Consider the following 19,369-nt stretch of genomic DNA (forward strand, 5'->3'; position numbering starts at 1 on the left):
GGCGCGTCAGGCGCTTCTGCGTCGGAGCCAGCCCAGCAGCCCGCGGGACGGTTCCTGGGGTGCCGGCTCACCCGGTGGCAGGGCGGAAGGTGCCGCCCTGCCTGCGGGGCGTGGCGCGGGCCGGAACCGGCGCGCGTCCTGAAGAACACCGGTCAGTTCGGTCGTCAGCCAGGCGATCTCGGCCGGGTCGTCCGCCGTCATGATCTTCTCGATGAGGTGCGCGGCCGGCGTGCCCTGCGCCCCTTGGGCGGGTGGTCCCGGCCGGAAGCGTCCGAGGTGGGACCGCTCGTAGGGGTCCGGGACGAGCTCCGCGATCTGGGCGGGGTCGAGGAAGGCGGCGAGGGCTCCGGCGCTCTCCCAGGGGTCTTCGGCCAGGCGCAGCAGGAATCCGCGGTGGCGTCCGCGCCAGTTGCGGGCCCGCAGGTCCACGCCTTCGTCCAGCATGTCGCGCAATCCCTCGGGCATCCGCCGTGCGGTCAGCAGCGGGGTGTTCTCCTCGACTGTCGTGAACTCCTCCAGTTCAGCGGCCAGATAGAGCCACACGACGGCCCGGTACCGGTTCAGATAGAACCGCACCGGCGAGAACAGGCCGAGGCGCGCCAGGCGGGTGAACCTGCCGACGGGGATGTGCATGACCTCCGCGCCCTCGGTGGTGCCCACGAGCCGTACGCGTCGACGCAGTGAGTCGGGGAAGCCGCCCGTGGTCCGCAGCCGGTCGATCTCGGAGCGCGTGACGCGTCGGCCCCCGCCCCCCTCGTCGGGCACCGTCCGGATCTGGCCGAGGTGTACGGCGAGGTCGAACTCACTTCGCTTGAGGCCCAGTTCCCGCGCGGCGCGGCTGGGATTGTAGGCATTCCGCTGGAGTTGGGTGATGGTGCTGCTCGCCATGCTCGCTCCCCCGTGGAGTCGTCGCTCACGCTGTGTGCGTTCGCTGTGACAGAAACCGTAGCCGGTCGGGCGAGTTGCGTGGCGACCCTGTGGATAACTCCAGCTGGGCCGAGAACGCGCAGGTCAGAGGTCTGTCACCGGGCTCCGCTCGGGCTGGCGGGCGTCCACGTCGAGGTGTTCGCCGACCCGGTTGACGAGCAGCGTCATCTCGTAGGCGATCCGGCCGATGTCGGCATCGGAGCCGCTGAGCACGCACAGACAGCTGCCGGTGCCCGCCGCGGTGACGAACAGGACCGCGTCGTCGAACTCGATCATCGTCTGCCGCACCTTGCCCGCGCCGAAGTGGCGCCCCGAGCCCTTGGCCAGGCTGTGCAGTCCGGACGAGACGGCGGCGAGATGGTCCGCGTCCTCACGGCGCAGTCCCGTGCTGGCGCCCGTCACCAGACCGTCGTTGGACAGCACCAGCGCGTGCCGCACATGGTCGACGCGCTCGGTCAGATCGTCCAGCAGCCAGCCGAGCCCCTGCTTCTGCGGCATGTGTCCCGTCTCCCCGTGTGACGTCCTGTCCTGCCCGGAGGATCTCCGAGCAGGCCTTCCCCACGACCGTCAACCCTTCCCCACGACCGTCGGCAGGGCAAGGAGAATGGGGACATGGCACAGAAGATGACCGATGAGGAATGGCGGGAGTTCGTCTCGCACGGCACCCGTACCGCAAAGTTGTCGACCGTCCGGGCCGACGGGAGTCCGCATGTGGCACCGATCTGGTTCGTGCTCGACGGTGACGACCTGGTGTTCAACACCGGGAAGGCGACCGTGAAGGGGCGCAACCTGGCGCGGGACGGGCGTGTCGCCCTGTGCGTGGACGACGACCGGCCGCCCTTCGACTATGTGGTGCTGCAGGGCCGGGCCCGGATCTCGGAGGACCTGGACGAGGTCCGGCACTGGGCCGGGCGGATCGGGGCGCGGTACATGGGCGAGGAGCGGGCCGAGGAGTTCGGCACCCGCAACGGCGTTCCGGGGGAACTCCTGGTCCGCGTCAGGATCGACAAGGTACTGGCGGAGAAGGCCGTCGCGGAGTGACGTGAGGTGCCGGTGACCCGGCCTTGCCAGGGTCAGCCCACCGAGTCGAGCAGCCGGGCGGTGTGCATCCGCCCGGCGTACTCGACCAGCCTGATCAGCACTTCCTTGCCCGAGTCGCGGTCCCGTGCGTCGCACAGCACCACGGGTGTGCCCTGGTCCAGGTCGAGAGCGCGCGAGACGTCATGGGCGCCGTAGGTCCGGGCACCGGTGAAGCAGTTGACGGCCACCACGAACGGGATGTGCCGGTGCTCGAAGTAGTCGACGGCCGGGAAGCAGTCCTCCAGGCGCCGGGTGTCCGCGAGGACGACGGCACCGAGGGCCCCTTGCGACAACTCGTCCCAAAGGAACCAGAAGCGGTCCTGGCCCGGGGTTCCGAAGAGATAGAGCGACAGGCCGGAGCGGATGGTGATCCGCCCGAAGTCCATGGCGACCGTGGTGGTGACCTTCTGGTCCACACCGTCGGTGTCGTCCACCAACTGGCCCGCCTCGCTGAGCAGTTCCTCCGTGCGCAGCGGCCTGATCTCGCTGACCGCGCCCACCAGGGTGGTCTTGCCCACGCCGAACCCACCGGCGACCAGTATCTTCAGCGCGAGGGCGGTCGGCTCGCCGCCCTGGGCGTCGGAGTTCTCGGAGACCATCGATCACTTCTCTCGGGAGGGCCGGCAACGGGCGGCGACGACGGTAGGGGGTCGCGAAGGCAGCATCATGACAACTGGAGCTCTCCTTCGAGGGGTTGGACCACATATTGCCCGGTTCTGAACGTTCATCTACAGCGCCCGGAGCCCTTCGATCACCTCGCGCAGAATCCGTTCGTCGGGGAGCTGCGCGGGCGGCACCGGACGGCTGACGCTGACACAACCGAGCTCCAGGAGGTCCCCCAGGAGCACTCTGACCACGCCCACGGGCAGGTCGGCGCCCGCGGAGAGCTCGGCCACCGACTGCGTCTCCGTGCGGCACAGGTCGATCAGGGCTCGGTGTTCCGGCCCGAGGGCCGTGTCGTCGCCGGCCCCGGGCGCACCGACATCGAGGGTGACGAGGGCGATCAGGTCGAAACGCACCCCGGTGGGGCCGGGTTCGGTGCGTCCACCCGTCATCGCGTAGGGGCGCACGAGAGGCCCGGCCTCGCCGTCGTACCACTGGCTGCCCTGTTCGTACGGGACGCCCGCCATGTCCTCGGTCATCTGAGCCGACCGCCCTTCCCTCTCATCCGGCGGCGGGCGGCCGCGCGCCCACGCGCGGAGGCGTGTAGAGGTGCTCGCCCACCCGCTTGACCAGTCGTGCCATCTCGTAGGCGACCAGGCCTATGTCCGCGCTCACCGCGGTGAGGACGGCGAGACAGGAACCGTCTCCCGCGGCGGCCACGAACAGGAAGCCGTCGTCCATCTCCACCATGGTCTGGCGCACTCCCCCGGCGCCGAAGTGCCGCCCCGCGCCCTTGGCCAGGCTGTGGAAACCGGAGGAGACCGCGGCGAGGTGTTCCGCGTCCTCACGGCGCAGATCCGTCGAGGCGCCCACGGCGAGACCGTCGTTGGAGAGCACCACGGCATGCCGTACCTCGCTCACGCGCAGCACCAGGTCGTCGAGCAGCCAGTCGAGTTCTCCGGACCTGCCCCACTCCCGGCTTCGATCGACCGGGGGGACCCCCATGTCGGCCCTCATGTTCGGGTCCTGGATCATCCTCGGTCTCCTTCGCTGCTGTCTCTGCCCGCTGGGGAATCTGGGGTGGCACCGCGGCCGGGCTGCCTGCCGCCGCCGCGCGCCCAGCCGTCTCGGTACGCCGCCATCCGGTCCCGGACGACTTCGGGTGTACGGCCGTCGTCGTCCCGGCGGGTGGCGGCCGGGGCCGGTTCCTCGGAGCGCTGCTCGCGCAGCTGGGGAGCGAGGTGCGCCTGCCGTACCCGGCGGGGCAGGTCGTCGGATGCCTCCGGCTCGTCGGGTGGTCGGTGCAGGCGCAGGGCGGTGACTCCGGAGGGCGGTGTGTCGGTCGTTCCCCTGCCGGCCGCGGCCGGCAGGGGAGCCACCAGTGCGGGCCTCTCGGCGGGGGCGGGGACGGACTCCTGGTCGCCTTCGGCCGTGCTCACGCGCGCGTACTGGCGTTCTGTGAGCCGTTCCCGGTCCGTGGCCTTGGCGGGCGAACGTTCCGCCGCCTTGATGTGCAGCAGCGCCGTGGGCAGCAGGACGACGGCGGTGGTGCCGCCGTAGGGCGAGGTGCGCAGGTGCACCTTGATGCCGTGCCGGGCCGCGAGCCTGCTGACCACGAACAGGCCCAGCCGGTCGCTGTCGAACAGGTCGAGTGCCTCGGACTGCTCGATGCGGCGGTTGGCCTCCGCGAGGGTCTCCTTGCCCATGCCGAGGCCGCGGTCCTCGACCTCGACGGCGTAACCGTTGCCGACGGGTTCGCCGGTGACACGCACACGCGTGTGGGGCGGTGAGAACTGGGCGGCGTTCTCGATGATCTCGGCCAGCAGGTGGGTGAGGTCGGCGACCGCTGCGCCGACGACGGACGCGTCGGGCAGCTGACGCACCTCCACGCGCGCGTAGTCCTCGACCTCGGAGACGGCCGCGCGGACCACGTTGGTCAGCGAGACCGGCATGCGCCAGGCGCGGCCGGGGGCTGCCCCGGAGAGGATGATCAGGCTCTCCGCGTGGCGGCGCATGCGGGTGGTGAGGTGGTCGAGGCGGAAGAGGTCGCTCAGTTCGTTCGGGTCGTCGGAGCGGCGTTCCATGCTGTCGAGCAGGCTGAGCTGGCGGTGGACGAGGACCTGGCTGCGGCGGGCGAGGTTGACGAAGACTCCGGAGATGCCGCTGGCGAGTTCGGCGCGTTCCACCGCGGCCCGCAGGGCGGCGCGGTGCACGGTGGTCAGGGCCTCGGCGACCTGGCCGGCCTCGTCCTCCGCGGGCGGTCCGGGCGGGGCCTCGGACCGGATGTCGATCTCGTCGCCTGCGCGCAGCCGCTCCATGGCCTCGGGGAGTTTGCGGCGGGCGATCTCAAGGGCGCTGTTGCGCAGGCTGACGAGCTCGACGACGAGGCCGCGTCCGATGCGCACGGAGATGATGAGCGACCCGGCGACGGCGAGCAGGCCGAGCAGGACCGCCGCCCCGGCCGGGGTGAGCAGACCCCGGGTGAACGGGTCGGCGCGGTGGGCGACACCGCTGCCCGCCGCCTTTTCGACGGTCCGCATGCCGTCCTGCACGCGTGTGTGTGCCGCCTGCCAGGCGGCCTCCGGCGTCGACTCGACTGCGCGGACGCCAGGGGCGGCGGCAAGTGTCCGGTCCTCTGCGGCGGTCACGGTGGCGTAGGCGCGACTCCCGGCGACCCTCTGCCAGGCGGCGCGGTCGGAGCCGCGCAGGTCGGCCACGGCGCCCTCGGTGAGGGCCCGGCGGGTGTCGACGGCCCCGGTGAACAGCCGCAGCCGCTCTCCGGCCAGAACGCCCGCCAGGCGCGCGCTCGACAGCACGGCGTCCTCCCGCGCGAGCGACTCCCTCGCGCGGGAGAACTCGAGCAGCACGCGCGCGTCGGAGCCGAGTTCGGCGTCCTGGATGCCGGTGAGGGCACCGCCCACGGCGAAGGCGCCGGCGATGGTCCTGGTGTAGTGGCCGTACGTCTCGTCCCAGCCGACGCTGCGGTCCAGCACGGCGGCGCGCACGGAGCGCAGTTGTTCGGCGCCGGTCACGAAGGCTTCGAGCCGCTGGGAGACTCCGGCGGGCAGTTCCTCGCTGTCGGCGACGGTGCTGTCGTCGCCGAGCCGCAGTCGTGCCACGGCCCGGTCGGTGCGCCCTGCGAGCTTGCGGAGGTCGTCGCTCTGCGCGGCGGACGGGTCGGTGGCGTAGCGGACGGCGGCGGCACGCTCCGCCTGGAGCGCGGTCACGGCGTCGGCGACGGGAGAGCGTACGGCGCCGTCCACGCGCTGCAGCTGCCGCAGCCGGGACACGTCCTGGGCGGTGCTGACGGTGGCGTACGCCCACAGCGCGAGCAGCGAGACCACCGGCACCATGAGCAGGCAGACGATCTTGGCGCGGACCGTGCGGGGGCGTATCCGCCAGTGTCCCGCGCGCGTGGGTATGTCCTCGGCCGGGGAGCCCACGGGGCCGTCCGGGCTTTCGTCGGCCGGTGGTCCGGCATGTGCGCGACGCCCGCGCGCGGGTGTCTGGTCCGGCGTCTCGGCGCCGGCTGTGGGGGTCCTACGCGGTGTACGCATGGCCTCCTCGCTCGGGAGTGGGTCGGGGGCGTGGCGGGCGTCCGGGGCCCGGATCCGCCGCTAGGAGGTGACGCTCTCGACCGTGCGCTGCGCCGAGGCGGATGCCTGGCGCTCTCCTGTCGTGGGCGACAGCGCCACGAAGGCCGAGGTCAGGAACAGGTAGGAGCCGAGTCCGACGGCGAGCGGGAAGATGAACTGCATCGCGGTCGCCCCGGGGAGGACCTCGTCGGAGGGCGAGACCCGCACGCTCACCGCGAACATCCCGGTGTAGTGCATGCTGCTGACGGCGGCGCCCATGATGAGGGAGGCGATGGTGACGGCGACGGGCGACTTGATGTTGAGCGCCGCCCACAGCGCAGCTGTCGCCGCGACGACGGCGATGAGGACGGAGAGTCCGACGAGTACCGGGTCGTAGTGGACGCCGCCGTGCAGCCGTACCGCGGCCATGCCCAGGTAGTGCATGCTCGCCACGCCCAGGCCGGTGGTGAGTCCGCCCAGGAGGAGCGCGCGGACCCGGTCACGGCTGTAGCCGACCGCGAAGACACCGGCGGAGACGACGACCATCGCGACCAGGAGGCTCGCGATGGTCAGCGGTACGTCGTAGCGGATGTCGGTACCGCTGACGCTGAAGCCGAGCATGGCCACGAAGTGCATGGTCCAGATGCCGGTCCCGATGGCCGAGGCCGCGGTGATGAGCCAGTTGCGGCGCGAACGTCCGGTGGCTCCGAGCGCGCGCATGGTGCAGCGCAGGCCGAGCGCGGCGCCGATACAGGCCATGACGTACGAAAGTGTGGGCGTCAGCCAGCCCAGGGCTGCGTGGTCCAGGTGTCCCATGGCCAAGGGACGCTAGTGGGGGCAGGGGCGCACAAAGAGGGCGCATTTCGAAAAGTGCTGCAATATGACGCAGAGATGCATCTGAACGATCGCGTCACGCTCGAACGTGTGCACCCGGGCTTCGTCCGTGTCGGTGAGGGATCATGCGCACCATGAGCGACGACCACACAGATGTCCAGGATTTCTTCTCGGCCCGCGCCACGGGCTGGGACGGCAAGTTCCCGAACGACGGTCCCGCTTACGCCGCCGCGGTCGGGGAGCTCGGGCTGCGCGAGGGCGACCGTGTCCTGGACGCGGGCTGCGGCACCGGGCGGGCGCTGCCGCCCCTCCGCGCGGCCGTGGGGCCCTCCGGACTGGTCCTCGGAGCCGATCTGACCCCCGCCATGCTGCACGAGGCCGTACGGGCCGGCAGGGACCGGGACGGGCGGCTGCTGCTCGCCGACGTGGCCGCGCTGCCGCTCCGCTCCCGGTCGCTCGACGCCGTCTTCGGAGCGGGCCTGATCTCCCACCTGCGCGACCCGGCCGACAATCTGCGCGAGTTGGCCCGGGTGGTGCGGCCCGGCGGCGTCCTCGCCCTGTTCCATCCGATCGGCAGGGCGGCGCTCGCCGCGCGCCAGGGCCGGCAGATCACGCCGCAGGACCTGCGCGCGGAGCCCAACCTCCGTCCCTTGCTGGCCGGTTCGGGCTGGCGCATGACGTCGTACGTCGACGAGGACGCCCGCTTCCTGGCGCTGGCCGTCCGCGAGGACTGACCGCGCTCACCCGATCCCGGCGACCACCGCCGCGAAGGCGTCCGGGTTGTCGAACATGACGTTGTGCCCGGCGCCGGGGACGGTCACCACGCGCACGCCTGCCGCGTCCAGCGCCTCCCGCCCCTCCAGCTCGCCGCTGAGCTCGCCCTGGAGATACACGCGGTCGATCGGCAGGCCTTCGAGGATCGCGCGCATCATGGGCATGGATCCGCGCCTGAGCCCGGCCGCGCTGCGGTGCAGGGCGCGCGGGTCGGCGAGCCGCATGGTCGCCGCCCACAGGGGGCCGACCTTCTCGAGCACGCGCGCGTGGGCGCCTGCCGCGAAGTCGTCCTCCTCGTAGGCGTCGATCCAGGTGCTGCCTGCCGTGGCCGGGGGCGAGGCGTCGAGGTTGGCCTCCGTGAGCACCAGTCGGGAGACGAGCTCAGGTCTTCGATGGGCGAGCACGAGGGCGACCGACCCGCCCATGCTGTGCGCGATCAGCTCGGCGCCCGTCAGTTGCGCGGCGTCCAGGGCGGCGGCCAGGGCGTCCGCGTGGTCCTCCAGCGTGTATCCGAAGCACTCGGGTCGGTCACTGATGCCGTGCCCGGGCAGATCGACGAACAGGCTGCGCCGGCCCATGAGTTCGGGCCGGGCCGCGATGTGCCCGTGGTACACGGCCGAAACCGCTCCCAGACCGTGCACGTACACGCGTGCCGGCTCCTCGCCGGGCGTCTCGGTCCAGCGGATGCGGCTTCCCTTGCCGTCGAACTCGGCCTGCCTCATGTGCCCTCCCCGGGTACGTCACCCAAGACAATACATCGGCAGCGATGTATTACGAGGGCGATGTAAAGCAGCAGGGATGTACAGCGCCGATGCGACAGAATGCGTACATGCTGGAGCTCGCCATCCTCGGATTCCTCTACGACACCCCGCTGCACGGCTACGAGCTGCGCAAACGCATCACGGCACTGGCGGGTCACGTGCGGCCCGTGGCCGAGAGCACGCTCTATCCGGCCATCAAGCGGCTGGAGAAGGCGGGGCTGCTGGCGCGCGCGACGGAACCGGGTGCCGTGGCCGCGCCCCGCCATGTCCTGACGCTCACCGACGAAGGCCGCCAGGACTTGCGCCGCCGGCTCGCCGAACCGGCCGCGCGCGACATCACCGACGAGAACCGGTGGTTCACGGTCCTCGCTTTCCTCCGGCACCTGGACGACGCCGGCGCGCAGGCGACCGTACTGCGGCGCCGGCTCGCCTTCCTCGAGGAGCCCGCGAGCTTCTTCTACGAGGGCGACCGCCCCTTGAGCGCCGAGGAGTTGGACGATCCCTTCCGGCGTGGTGTGCTCACCATCGCCCGCGCCACGTCCCGGGCCGAACTCGGCTGGCTGCGGGAGACGATCACGTCACTCGACAGGGGCTCCTCGTAGGCCCGGGTTCAGCGCCGAGCTTCACTGTCCGAGCGGTTCGATCACCGCGTCCCGAGACCCTGGCCCCTCCGGTGTCGCGGGCGGCTCGGTGGGCGTCTGCGCCGGTGGACCGAAGAGGACCGCCCTGGCCACGGGTGGAGCGAACAGGGCGGTGACGGGCGCGGAGAGCGTCAGGACGGCACGGAAGGCCTGTCCGACGACGGGGTCGCCGGGGGCCCGCTCCTGGACGCGCCTCAGGTACCACCCCGCGACCTGGTCCGCGGGCCCGCCGTCGAGCGCGGTACCGACCGCGCCGGGCATCTTGCGGTCCGCCCCGGCTGAGATGTCCCACGCGAGCCGGGACGCCGCGAGGAGTGCCTGCTGCACGCGCCGGGTCGTGGCCGGCCGGCGCCGGTCGGCCAGCGCGTCACGCAGGGCCACCGCGCTCATCGCGGCCACGGCCATGCCCTGGCCGTAGATCGGATTGAAGGTGCACAGGGCGTCGCCGGTGGCGAGGAATCCGGCCGGACCGCCGGGGAGGTCGTAGCGTCGGCGGGTGTTCGCTGTCCGTCGGTAGCCGAACGCCGGGGAGAGCGGTTCGGCCTCGTCCAGCCACCGGTGCAGGGGCGGGTGCGGCAACCTCTTGGTGTACGTCACGAACTCGTCGTCTCCCGTGGGCGGTTCGTTGCCGCGCAGGCCCGAGACGATCACCAGGTGGCTGCCGTCCTCCAGGGGAAGCGCACCGCCGGCGTGCACCTGCTCGGGGTCGGGATAGGCGTAGTAGCCGCGGGTCTCGCCGTCGAGGGCGCCGTTCTTGCCGCGATAGACGCGGGAGGCGTAGGCGAGTCCGGTGTCGATGGTCTCCTCGTGCGGGCTCCGGGCGCCGATCGCCGCGAGCCACTGCGGTGCCTTGGTGCCGCTGCCGGAGGCGTCGACGACCAGATCGGCCTCCAGGGGACGGGACTCCCCGCGGGTGTCGCCGGAGCGGTCCCGCACCAGCACGCCACGCACGCGCGTGGAGTCCCCGAGGAACCCGACCACGTCGGTCCCCTCCAGCACGCTGATCACCGGATTGGCGAGGACCCTCCGCCGTACCAGTTCCTCGAGCTGCGCGCGGGAGCCGGTGTAGATGTGCGTGGTCGCCGGCACCCGCCGGAACCAGCGGCCGCTCTGCCAGAGGACCATGTCGGCCGGCATGCCCACCCTGGGCGCCCCCGCCTCCCGCAGCTCCGCCAGGAACCCCGGCAGCAGCGACTCCAGGGCTGTCTGTCCACCCTGGAGCAGCACGTGCGGGTGCCGTCCCTGCGGCACGCCGGGCCGTGGCGCCGCGCCCTGCGGGAACCGGTCGCGCTCGACGACGGTCACCCGGTCGGCGTGCCCGGCCAGCACGTGCGCCGCGAGAAGCCCCGCGAGGCTCCCGCCCACGACGACGGCATGCCGTCCGCCCCTGCCGCCGCCTTCTCCCCGCCGCCCTGTCTCTCCGGCAGAGTTCACCGGACCACCCCCTTGGTCGCCATCTCGCGAGAAGGCACAAGTATCCCGTCCCGCACCTCTGGTTGACCGCTTTCCGGCCCTTCTGGGCGCGACGAGAAGACCCACCCGAGGCCGCCGGGGCTCCCCGACGCGATCATGGGCGGTGCCGAGATCATCGAGGTGCGCCGTACCGGGCGGCCGGCCGCCGGGCTGCGGTCTCGGTGTCGGCGACGACCACACCGCCGCACTCCGGGCCTCTTCTGCGGCCGGAGCTCCAACTCTACGTTGAGAAGCAGAGGATGAACGTTCGACGGGATCACGTCATGCAGGGAAAGGTGGTCGGCATGTGGAGCAGGATCCGCAGGTCCAGCGCCAGGTTCGTCGATGCGTTGCGCACCGGGACGCCCACCGGCCGGGGGACCCGCCCGCACAATCTGTTCGAGGCCGCCGCCGCGTACGTCTCGGCCTGCGCGGAGGACGACCAGGACCGGATCGACGAGGCCTCGGCCTGGGTCTCGCCGGAGGCGCTGTCGTTCGGGGTCAACGAGCTCGCGTGCCGGGCCGTGCTCGCCCTGGCGCGGGAGCGCGACGAGTCTCCGCGTACGGTGGCACGTGCGCTCCTCGGACTGCCGGCGGCCTGAGCGGCCGGCAAGGCGTGGTCGATTCGCCCCGTCCAGCCGGAAAACTGCAGCTCCGGGTGTTCTTGGGAGTCGTGACAAGCGCCTTCCGCGCACACTAAGGTGCGCGCCGTTGGAGAAACCGATGGGGAGGCTGGGATGGCCGGGACGGACGAGGACACCGTCGCCGCCGCGGACGACGCGCTCTATGTGCTGACGGCGGCGCTGCTGACGCCGGCGAAGTTCCCGAGCGTGCTGGGCGACGACTATCCGGAGGCCTGCGCGGCGCTCGGTCTGGCGCCGCTGGCCGACGGGTACGGCCTGGTGATCGGCCAGGACGGGAGCGGTGCCCGGTGGACGGTCGTCGTCGACGACGTCTCGCTCGTCGCCGTCGCCATCGCGTCCTGGGACTGCGGCATGGAGTACGACCTGTCGCCCGACGAGCGCGCGGTCGTGGCCGCCCTGCCCGGCTGGCCGCTCGCGGTCGCCGTCGCCGCACCCGGGGTGCCGGCGCCGCACGACCCCGACCCCGAGGCCGGAGACGGCCCGCTGCTGACACCGCCGGACACATCCACGTGGGGATCCGCCCAGCGGCGTCTGGGCGCCGACGAGATCGCGCTCCAGTGGGCGATGTGGCGGGAACAGATCGACGACGCGGCCTTCCCGAGCCCGAGCGGCGGGCCCTCGGGGGGCGACAGGGCCGTCGTGGACCGCGAGACGACGGACGGCGGGAGCACGGACGGCGAAACCGCTGCCGACCCGACAGGCGACGGCAACGCCTCGGCCCCCGGCGCCTCGGCCCGCGACGCCTCGAAGGACACAACCACGGCCACCGGCGCCGCGGGGGCGGGGGGCAGCGCCGCGGGACACCCAACCGCCGGTGGCGAGGCCCGGAAGGGAGCCCCCAAGGGGCACAGCGGCGTCCGGCGCGTCCTCGCGGAGGCCCGCGCCTACCTGGATTCGCCGCCGCCCCTCGGACGGGTCCGGTCTTCCTTCGCCTCGGGCAATGCGCGGACGCTGCGCGCCGACGGTCCCGGCTGGTCACTGGTGGCCAGGACCGACGACATCGCGTTCGTGCTGCTCGACGACGAGCCCGGGGAGGTCCTGCCGGTGGGCCGGGGCCCGGAGCTCCCGGGGCTGCTGGAAGCGCTCGACAAGATGGCCGTACGTCCCAGCTGAGCCGCCGCGCCGCACCGTCCGGGTCTGTCGGCTCCCGGGCGGTGCGGGTGCGTCAGCGGCCGAGTTCCTTGCGGGTGACGCGGCGCAGCCTGCGCCGCTGTGAGGGGTCCAGGGTGAGGTACGCGGCGGCCGGGACTCCCAGGATGATCAGGAACGCGGCCCACCAGGGCAGCCAGAACAGCAGGAGCAGTCCGACCGCCACTCCCCCCGCGGCGATCTTCGCCTTCTTCGACATGTGCGTCGCCTCCTTCGCGGCGGTTGCCGCTCTCTGTCCGGAAAAACGGGTCCGCGCTTCCTGCAGTTCCGGATCGCGACCCTGAGACATCCCTGAGACCTCGCCCTGAGACACCCCGGATACGCGCCGTCTAACGGTTCGCCCGCAGCGGTTCGCCCACCTCGTGCAGGTGGCTCAGGGCCTGTCGGTAGGAGTCGACGAGTCCGGTCTCCGTGTAGGGGATACCCAGATCCCGGCAGTGGGCGCGCACCAGCGGCTGCGCGAGGCGCAGATGAGGCCTGGGCATGCTGGGGAAGAGGTGGTGCTCGACCTGGTAGTTGAGGCCGCCGAGGAACCAGTCGGTGAGGATGCCGCCTCGGATGTTGCGGGAGGTGAGCACCTGGCGGCGCAGGTGGCCCCAGGACTCGCCGTCCGGGTCCGGCATCTCCATGCCCTTGTGGTTGGGGGCGAAGGCCATCCCGAGGTGCAGGCCGAACAGCGCCTGATGGACGGCCGCGAAGGCGAGCGCCTTTCCGGGGGACATGGTGGTCAGCAGCAGCGTGGCGTAGGCGGCGAGGTGGCTCACCAGAAGGGCGCCCTCCACGGCCCGCTCCCCCGGCGCCTGTCGGCGCAGGTCCCGGAAGCCCTGGATCTTGAGGGCGATGCCTTCGAGAAGGGTCAGCGGGAAGAACAGCCAGGCCTGGTGGCGGGTGAGCAGGCGCTTGAAGCCGGTGCGGTGCTCGGCCTGTTCGCCGGTGAAGACGAGGACGTCGGCGACGACATCGGGGTCCTTGCCGATGTGGTTGGGGTTGGCGTGGTGGCGGTTGTGTTTGTGGTTCCACCACGAGTAGCTCATTCCGAGCAGCAGGTTGCCGTGGACGAGTCCGAGGACGCGACCGGTCGTTCTGTCGCCGGTGATCTGCGCGTGGCCCGCGTCATGCCCCAGGAAGGCGGTGCGGGCGCAGAAAACGGCGAGGAGCGGTGCCAGCAGCGGGGTCCGCCAGGAGTCGCCGGACAGGGCGACGGCCGTGACGAGACAGGCGAGGGCGAGCGCGTTGCCGGCGACGGCCCGCGCGTACCAGCCGTGGCGGCGCTCCAGGAGACCCTGGCCCTTCACCGCACGCAGGAGGGGGGCGAACTCGCTTCCGCCGGGCGGGGAGCCGGACGTACCGCGCGGGTGGGGTACGAGGGTTGCGGCGCTCTGGGGCATGTCCGGACTCCGGCTCTCTCAGGAAACGTGCTGACCTGAGGAAACGTACGAACCGGTGTCCTGTCGCGACCATGCGGCGACCCCCCGTGTATGTGCGGGGGACAGCACCGGGCGCACAGGGGGGTTGACGACACCCCTCACGCGAACGTGACCCGAACCACTGCCCTGCAGGCGGGAGAGGTGATGTACCCTCGACCACTCCGACGACGTAGTCAAGTTTGAGGAGTCCCGCGATCTCCGTCCAGAGGTTCCCCGCGGCATCACCTTCCGAGATCTCCGAACTGGCCTCGTGCTGCGCCGTGTTCGTGCCCGGCGACCCCGCCCGCACCGGCCGTGTGGCCTTCTGGCGGCCCGACGGCGCTCCTCCTCCCGCTGTGGCGGCGGGGACGGTCGAGGCCCTGGCGCTCGTGATGCCGGGCGACAGCGGTGTGGAACTGGTGAGCGTGCCCACGGTGTCACTCCCGGTCCGTGCCGCCCTACCGGTCCTCACGCGTGCGCGTACCTCCACGCACGCGCACCGGGCGACCGTCTTCTGGGGCACCGCGGCCGTACTGGCCCTGCAGTGCGTGGCACGAGGACTGCTGTTGCCCGGCCTGTCCCCCACCGACCACGACGCCTGGCGCGTGGGGCCCCTGGGCGCCGCGGACGTCGAGCGGGTCCACCGGCTCGCCGCGGCGATGCCGGCCGAGGCGCACGCCGTACCGCTGAGCACCGCCGAACCGCTCCGGCTGCCCGGACCCGAACAACTGCTGCGCTCCTTCCTCGACGCGATCGCCGACGCCCTGCCCCGTTCCCCCGCGGCCCCCCTCGTGACGGGCGGACCCGCCTACGCCGCCCGGGAACCGCAGCACGTACCCGAGCAGCGGGCGTGGGCGGCGGACGTCGCCGCGGGTCACGACGTGGGCGTACGGGTCTCGCTGCGGATCGAGGTGCGCGGCCTGACCGGTGGCGAGGCGCCCACCTTCCGGGCCGTTCTCCAGGTGCACAGCGTGAGCGATCCGACGATCGTGGCCGACGCCGCCGACGTGTGGGGCGGTGCCACCGCCTTCGGGCCCCACGCACGGATGGACGGCCTGCTCGCGCTCCGCAGGGCTGCACGCGCGTGGCCCCCGCTCGCCCCGCTGCTCTCGGCGGCCGTCCCGGACGCGGTCGAACTCACCGACGAGGAGATCACCGATCTGCTCGGAGCGGGTGCGCGAGCTCTCGGCGACCTGGGCGTCGAGGTGCACTGGCCGAAGGGCATGGCCGGAAAGCTCACCACGCGCGCGATGGTCGGTCCGCCGGACGACCACGACCGGGCGGCGTCGGACACTCCGTCGTTCCTGTCCGCCGACGCACTGCTCGCGTTCGACTGGTGGTTCGCGCTGGGCGACCAGCAGCTCACGCGCGAGGAGCTGGACCGGCTTGCCGAGGCCAATCGTCCTGTGGTGCGGCTGCGAGACCAGTGGGTGCTGGTCGACCCGCAGGAGGTGCGCCGGGCCCGTGCCCGGCAGGACCACAAGGTGACGCCCGTCGACGCCCTGAGGGCCGCTCTGACGGGCTCCGCCGAGGTCGAGGGCCACCGGGTCGAGGTGCGGCCCACCGGGTGGCTGGCGGCCCTGCGGGACCGGCTGGCGGACCCGGAGGCGCAGGAGCCGGTCCCGCAACCCGCCGCGCTCGCCGCGCCCTTGCGCGACTACCAGCGCCGCGGCCTGAACTGGCTGGCCCGGATGACGTCCTCGGGCCTCGGCTGCTGTCTGGCCGACGACATGGGGCTCGGCAAGACAATCACCCTGATCGCGCTGCATCTGCACCGGCAGACCGACCCGGCGACCGCCGGCCCCACCCTCGTGGTGTGCCCGACGTCCCTGATGGGCAACTGGCAGCGCGAGATCGAGAAGTTCGCCCCGGGTACGCCCGTGCGCCGCTTCCACGGTCCGCGACGCGAGCTCGACGGCCTGGTCGACGGGGAGTTCGTCCTCACCACGTACGGCACGATGCGCCTGGACGCGCCCCGCCTCGCCGAAGCCTCGTGGGGGATGGTCGTGGCGGACGAGGCCCAGCATGTGAAGAACCCGTACTCGGCGACCGCCCGGGAGCTGCGTTCCATCGGGGCACGCGCACGCGTGGCGCTCACGGGAACCCCGGTGGAGAACAACCTATCGGAGCTGTGGGCGATCCTCGACTGGACGACTCCGGGTCTGCTGGGCCGGCTCGGCACCTTCCGCGCTCGGTACGCGCAGGCCGTCGAGAGCGGTCAGGACCCGGCCGCCGCGGAGCGGCTCGCCCGGCTGGTGCGCCCCTTCCTGCTGCGGCGCCGCAAGTCGGATCCGGGAATCGCCCCGGAGCTGCCGCCGAAGACCGAGACCGACCGTGCCGTGTCGCTCACCCCGGAACAGACCGGCCTGTACGAGGCCGTGGTGCGCGAGACCCTGGCGGAGATCGCCGGGGCGGACAGCATGGCTCGGCGCGGGCTGATCGTGAAGCTGCTGACCGGGCTGAAGCAGATCTGCAACCACCCGGCGCAGTTCCTCAAGGAGGAGCGGCCGAGGATCGCCGGCCGTTCCGGAAAGCTCGAACTGCTGGACGAGCTCCTCGACACCATCGTCGCCGAAGGGGCGAGCGTCCTGGTGTTCACGCAGTACGTGCGCATGGCCCGTCTGATCGAGCGGCATCTCGTGGCGCGTGGCATGCCGTCGCAGTTCCTGCACGGCGGGACGCCGGTCGCCCGGCGTGAGGCGCTGGTGCGGCGGTTCCAGGAGGGTGAAGTGCCCGTGTTCCTGCTGTCGTTGAAGGCCGCCGGCACCGGGCTGAACCTCACCCGGGCCGAGCATGTCGTCCACTACGACCGCTGGTGGAACCCGGCCGTCGAGGCGCAGGCCACCGACCGCGCGTACCGCATCGGCCAGACGCGCCCCGTACAGGTGCACCGGTTGATCGCCGAGGGGACGGTCGAGGACCGCATCGCCGACATGCTGCGCCGCAAGCGGGAGTTGGCCGACGCGGTGCTCGGCTCCGGCGAGGCGGCACTGACCGAGCTGACGGACGCGGAGCTGGCTGATCTGGTGGAACTGCGAGGGGGCGCACGATGAACGGGCACAACGGTGACACGGAGCGCACGTTCGCGGCACTGCCGCCCGCGCACGGGCGGGGTTTCGCGCAGACCTGGTGGGGCCGGGCCTGGTTGCGGGCGCTGGAGGACACCGCGCTGGACTCGGGGCAGGTGAAGACGGGCCGCAGGCTGGCACGCGCGGGCGCGGTGGGCGCGGTGTCGGTACGCCCCGGGCGGATCACGGCCGTCGTCCTGGACCGTGACCGCACCGCGCACCGCGCCGACGTCCTGCTGGCCGAACTGCCCTCCGAGCAGTGGGACCGCCTGCTCGATCTGGCCGTCGAACGGGCCGGGCACGTCGCGGCGCTGCTCGACCGCGAGATGCCGCCGCATCTGGTGGAGGACGCGGCGTCCGAGGGCATCGAACTCCTGCCGGGGCTCGGCGATCTGGAACCGGAGTGCGACTGCGGCGCCTGGGACCACTGCGGACACACGGCGGCCCTCTGCTATCAGGTGGCGCGACTGCTGGACCAGGATCCCTTCGTGCTGCTGCTGATGCGCGGTCGCGGCGAAGACGCGCTCCTGGACGGCCTCCAGGCACGCAGCGCCGTGCCCGCGGAGGAGGCTCCCGAACCGGAAGGTGTGGATGCCGCCGAGGCGTACGCGTCCGGCGACCTCCTGCCGCCCCTTCCCGCGCCCCCGGAGCTGCCCGAGGAGCCCGGGGTGCCGCCGTCGCTGGACACCGAGACCCAGCCGGGACCGGGTGTCGACCCGGTCGCCGTCCACCATCTGGCCGCCCGGACCGCCGCGGAGGCTCACCGCCTGCTCGCGGAGGCTCTCCGGCGGCCGTCCGAACGGCCAGATGACGTGCGCGAACTGACGATCGCTCAGGATTCGGTGCGGCTCGCCGTCGCCGCTCCCGGCCCGGCACTGACAGAACGGCTCGCCGACGGCTCGGGCCGTGATGTGCGGTCCTTGGCGGATGCCACGCGCGCGTGGGTGCTCGGTGGTGCGGACGCGCTGTCCGTGCTGGAGGAGGAATGGGAGCCTTCGGGCAGCGCACTCGCACGCGCGTGTGCTGCTCTCGACTCGGCCTGGGACGAGGGCGAGCGGCCCTCGCTCACGGCAGACGGCAACCGATGGACGGTCGTCGGCGCGCCGACCCAGGTGCGCCTGGGGCGGGACGGGCGGTGGTGGCCGTACCGGAAGGAGCGGGGGCGCTGGACACTCGCGGGCCCGGCGGCGCTGGATCCGGCGACGGCTCTGGCTTCGGCGGAGTTCGTCTCAGCCGAACCTCAGCGGTAGTTCGGTCAGGCCCCGTAGGAGGGTGCTGCTGCGCCAGGTAAGGCTGCCCGGGTCGGTCGCGAAGGCCAGAGCGGGCCGGTGGCGCAGCAGCAGACGCAGGGCGACGGTCGCCTCCGAGCGGGCCAGCGGGGCGCCCAGGCAGTGGTGCGGGCCGTGGCCGAATCCCAGGTGCGCGCGCGTGGTGCGGCGCAGGTCGAAGCGGTCGGGGTCGGGAAAGCGCAGCGGATCGCGGGAGGCCGCGGCGAGCGAGACCTGCACGGAGTCCCCCGCCTCGATCCGGGTGCCGTCGATGTCGAGCGGCTCGGCCGCGAAGCGGAACGCCGTGGCGTGGACCGGTGAGTTGTAGCGCAGCGACTCCTCGACCGCTGGTCCGGTCAGATCCGGCTCGGCGCGGAGCAGGGCGAGTTGGTCCGGGTGGGCCAGCAGCGCGTGGACGGTTCCGGAGATCAGGTCGACGGTCGTCTCGTGGCCCGCGACGAGGATCAGGAACGCCATGCCGAGAATCTCCTCGGAAGTGAGGTCGGCGGCTGCCACGAGGTCACCGAGCAGGCCTGACGCCCGTCCTTCGCGTCCCCGGGAGATCAGGTCGCTGAGGTACTCGGTCAGTGCGCCTCCGGCGGCGGTCGCCCTCTCGGGAGAGGTGGGCCTGACCAGTTCGTCGGACCAGGTGTGGAACACCGCGCGGTCGGCCGCGGGCACGCCCAGCAGGCCGCAGATCACCGCTACGGGCAGCGGCCTGGCGTATCCGGCGACCAGATCGGCGGTTCCGCGCTCCGGCAGTGCGTCCAGGAGTTCGAGCGCGATGGCTTCGATCCGCGGGCGCAGGGCGGCGACGCTCCCGGCCGTGAAGCGGGCCGCCACCAGCCGGCGCAGCCGGGTGTGCTGCGGAGGGTCGGTCTGGAGCATGTTGCGGCCGACCGCGTGTCCGCCGTCGCTCCGCCAGGACGAGGAGTGCCGGATGTCGTTGCGCAGACTGGGGTCGGTCAGCGCCACTCGCGCCGCGTCATGGCCGACGACGAGCCAGCTCTCTCCGCTTCCGGGGACGAGGACGCGGTGAACGGCGCCCTTGGCCCGCAGCGCGGCGTAGAAGGGGTAAGGGTCCGAGGCCGGTCCACAGCCGTGCGGGGCCGGCTCCTCCATTGGGGGCGCGGGCATGGTGCTTCCTTTCGGTCGCGGTCATCAGGCTTACGGCGTTCCGGTCCGGC

At 72.4% G+C, this 19,369-nt stretch carries 19 protein-coding genes; 7 read left to right on the top strand and 12 right to left on the bottom strand.

The features are described 5' to 3' along the window. Nucleotides 1–6: 6 nt before the first annotated feature. Both ABZT93_RS15915 and ABZT93_RS15920 read right to left on the bottom strand, forming a co-directional pair. Entirely contained in the window at nucleotides 7–888 is an 882-nt protein-coding gene (locus ABZT93_RS15915) for a DUF6397 family protein (RefSeq protein WP_356104426.1), read from the bottom strand. A gap of 123 nt (nucleotides 889–1,011) precedes the next feature. Continuing rightward, nucleotides 1,012–1,425 carry a roadblock/LC7 domain-containing protein gene (locus tag ABZT93_RS15920; protein WP_356104429.1) on the bottom strand — a complete coding sequence of 138 codons (414 nt, stop codon included), beginning with the start codon at nucleotides 1,423–1,425 and terminating at the stop codon, nucleotides 1,012–1,014. A gap of 114 nt (nucleotides 1,426–1,539) precedes the next feature. Here ABZT93_RS15920 and ABZT93_RS15925 point away from each other — a divergent pair, with 114 nt between their 5' ends. Then, nucleotides 1,540–1,968, top strand: a complete 429-nt coding sequence (locus ABZT93_RS15925) for a PPOX class F420-dependent oxidoreductase (protein WP_356104431.1) — start codon at nucleotides 1,540–1,542, stop codon at nucleotides 1,966–1,968. A 32-nt stretch (nucleotides 1,969–2,000) separates the two neighbouring features. On the opposite strand, the gene ABZT93_RS15930 is transcribed toward ABZT93_RS15925, so the two are convergent. From ABZT93_RS15930 to ABZT93_RS15950, 5 genes are all read right to left on the bottom strand, one after another. Next, entirely contained in the window at nucleotides 2,001–2,606 is a 606-nt protein-coding gene (locus ABZT93_RS15930; RefSeq protein ID WP_356104434.1) for an ATP/GTP-binding protein, read from the bottom strand. A 129-nt stretch (nucleotides 2,607–2,735) separates the two neighbouring features. Further along, entirely contained in the window at nucleotides 2,736–3,149 is a 414-nt protein-coding gene (locus ABZT93_RS15935) for a DUF742 domain-containing protein (protein WP_356104436.1), read from the bottom strand. 22 nt (nucleotides 3,150–3,171) lie between these two features. Further along, the gene (locus tag ABZT93_RS15940) at nucleotides 3,172–3,615 is read right to left on the bottom strand and encodes a roadblock/LC7 domain-containing protein (protein WP_356104819.1); all 444 of its coding nucleotides are present in this window, start codon (nucleotides 3,613–3,615) and stop codon (nucleotides 3,172–3,174) included. Nucleotides 3,616–3,641: 26 nt separating this feature from the next. Beyond that, nucleotides 3,642–6,167: a sensor histidine kinase gene (locus tag ABZT93_RS15945; RefSeq protein ID WP_356104439.1), complete on the bottom strand. Its 2,526-nt coding sequence runs from the start codon at nucleotides 6,165–6,167 to the stop codon at nucleotides 3,642–3,644. Between the two features lie 60 nt (nucleotides 6,168–6,227). Then, nucleotides 6,228–7,001, bottom strand: a complete 774-nt coding sequence (locus ABZT93_RS15950) for an MHYT domain-containing protein (RefSeq protein WP_356104442.1) — start codon at nucleotides 6,999–7,001, stop codon at nucleotides 6,228–6,230. 152 nt (nucleotides 7,002–7,153) lie between these two features. Between ABZT93_RS15950 and ABZT93_RS15955 the strand changes: the two genes are divergently transcribed. Beyond that, on the top strand, nucleotides 7,154–7,753 hold the full coding sequence (locus ABZT93_RS15955) for a class I SAM-dependent methyltransferase (RefSeq protein ID WP_356104446.1): 600 nt from the start codon (nucleotides 7,154–7,156) through the stop codon (nucleotides 7,751–7,753). 6 nt (nucleotides 7,754–7,759) lie between these two features. On the opposite strand, the gene ABZT93_RS15960 is transcribed toward ABZT93_RS15955, so the two are convergent. Next, the gene (locus tag ABZT93_RS15960; protein WP_356104449.1) at nucleotides 7,760–8,515 is read right to left on the bottom strand and encodes an alpha/beta hydrolase; all 756 of its coding nucleotides are present in this window, start codon (nucleotides 8,513–8,515) and stop codon (nucleotides 7,760–7,762) included. 107 nt (nucleotides 8,516–8,622) lie between these two features. Between ABZT93_RS15960 and ABZT93_RS15965 the strand changes: the two genes are divergently transcribed. Then, nucleotides 8,623–9,156 (top strand): PadR family transcriptional regulator, encoded by a 534-nt coding sequence (locus tag ABZT93_RS15965; protein ID WP_356104452.1) that lies wholly within the window; start codon nucleotides 8,623–8,625, stop codon nucleotides 9,154–9,156. Nucleotides 9,157–9,177: 21 nt separating this feature from the next. On the opposite strand, the gene ABZT93_RS15970 is transcribed toward ABZT93_RS15965, so the two are convergent. Further along, the gene (locus ABZT93_RS15970; RefSeq protein WP_356104821.1) at nucleotides 9,178–10,560 is read right to left on the bottom strand and encodes a monooxygenase; all 1,383 of its coding nucleotides are present in this window, start codon (nucleotides 10,558–10,560) and stop codon (nucleotides 9,178–9,180) included. A 392-nt stretch (nucleotides 10,561–10,952) separates the two neighbouring features. On the opposite strand from ABZT93_RS15970, the gene ABZT93_RS15975 reads away from it, so the two are divergent. Together ABZT93_RS15975 and ABZT93_RS15980 are read left to right on the top strand one after the other, a co-directional pair. Beyond that, nucleotides 10,953–11,249 carry a hypothetical protein gene (locus ABZT93_RS15975; RefSeq protein WP_356104823.1) on the top strand — a complete coding sequence of 99 codons (297 nt, stop codon included), beginning with the start codon at nucleotides 10,953–10,955 and terminating at the stop codon, nucleotides 11,247–11,249. Between the two features lie 135 nt (nucleotides 11,250–11,384). Then, nucleotides 11,385–12,404, top strand: a complete 1,020-nt coding sequence (locus ABZT93_RS15980) for a hypothetical protein (RefSeq protein ID WP_356104455.1) — start codon at nucleotides 11,385–11,387, stop codon at nucleotides 12,402–12,404. A gap of 52 nt (nucleotides 12,405–12,456) precedes the next feature. Here ABZT93_RS15980 and ABZT93_RS15985 read toward each other — a convergent pair whose 3' ends face one another. Next, nucleotides 12,457–12,639 (bottom strand): hypothetical protein, encoded by a 183-nt coding sequence (locus ABZT93_RS15985; protein ID WP_356104458.1) that lies wholly within the window; start codon nucleotides 12,637–12,639, stop codon nucleotides 12,457–12,459. A gap of 130 nt (nucleotides 12,640–12,769) precedes the next feature. Beyond that, on the bottom strand, nucleotides 12,770–13,828 hold the full coding sequence (locus tag ABZT93_RS15990; protein ID WP_356104461.1) for an acyl-CoA desaturase: 1,059 nt from the start codon (nucleotides 13,826–13,828) through the stop codon (nucleotides 12,770–12,772). A gap of 410 nt (nucleotides 13,829–14,238) precedes the next feature. Between ABZT93_RS15990 and ABZT93_RS15995 the strand changes: the two genes are divergently transcribed. Continuing rightward, nucleotides 14,239–16,899, top strand: a complete 2,661-nt coding sequence (locus tag ABZT93_RS15995) for a DEAD/DEAH box helicase (RefSeq protein WP_356104825.1) — start codon at nucleotides 14,239–14,241, stop codon at nucleotides 16,897–16,899. After that, a complete protein-coding gene (locus ABZT93_RS16000; RefSeq protein ID WP_356104462.1) occupies nucleotides 16,896–18,164 on the top strand; it encodes an SWF or SNF family helicase in 1,269 nt (422 codons plus the stop codon). The genes ABZT93_RS15995 and ABZT93_RS16000 overlap by 4 nt, the downstream gene beginning before the upstream one ends. Here the strand turns inward: ABZT93_RS16000 and ABZT93_RS16005 are convergent. Next, nucleotides 18,144–19,319 carry a cytochrome P450 gene (locus ABZT93_RS16005; RefSeq protein WP_356104465.1) on the bottom strand — a complete coding sequence of 392 codons (1,176 nt, stop codon included), beginning with the start codon at nucleotides 19,317–19,319 and terminating at the stop codon, nucleotides 18,144–18,146. The two genes, ABZT93_RS16000 and ABZT93_RS16005, sit on opposite strands and share 21 nt — an antisense overlap. Nucleotides 19,320–19,369: the final 50 nt, after the last annotated feature.

Source organism: Streptomyces sp. NPDC005303, assembly GCF_040607335.1.
Classification (GTDB): Bacteria; Actinomycetota; Actinomycetes; order Streptomycetales; family Streptomycetaceae; genus Streptomyces.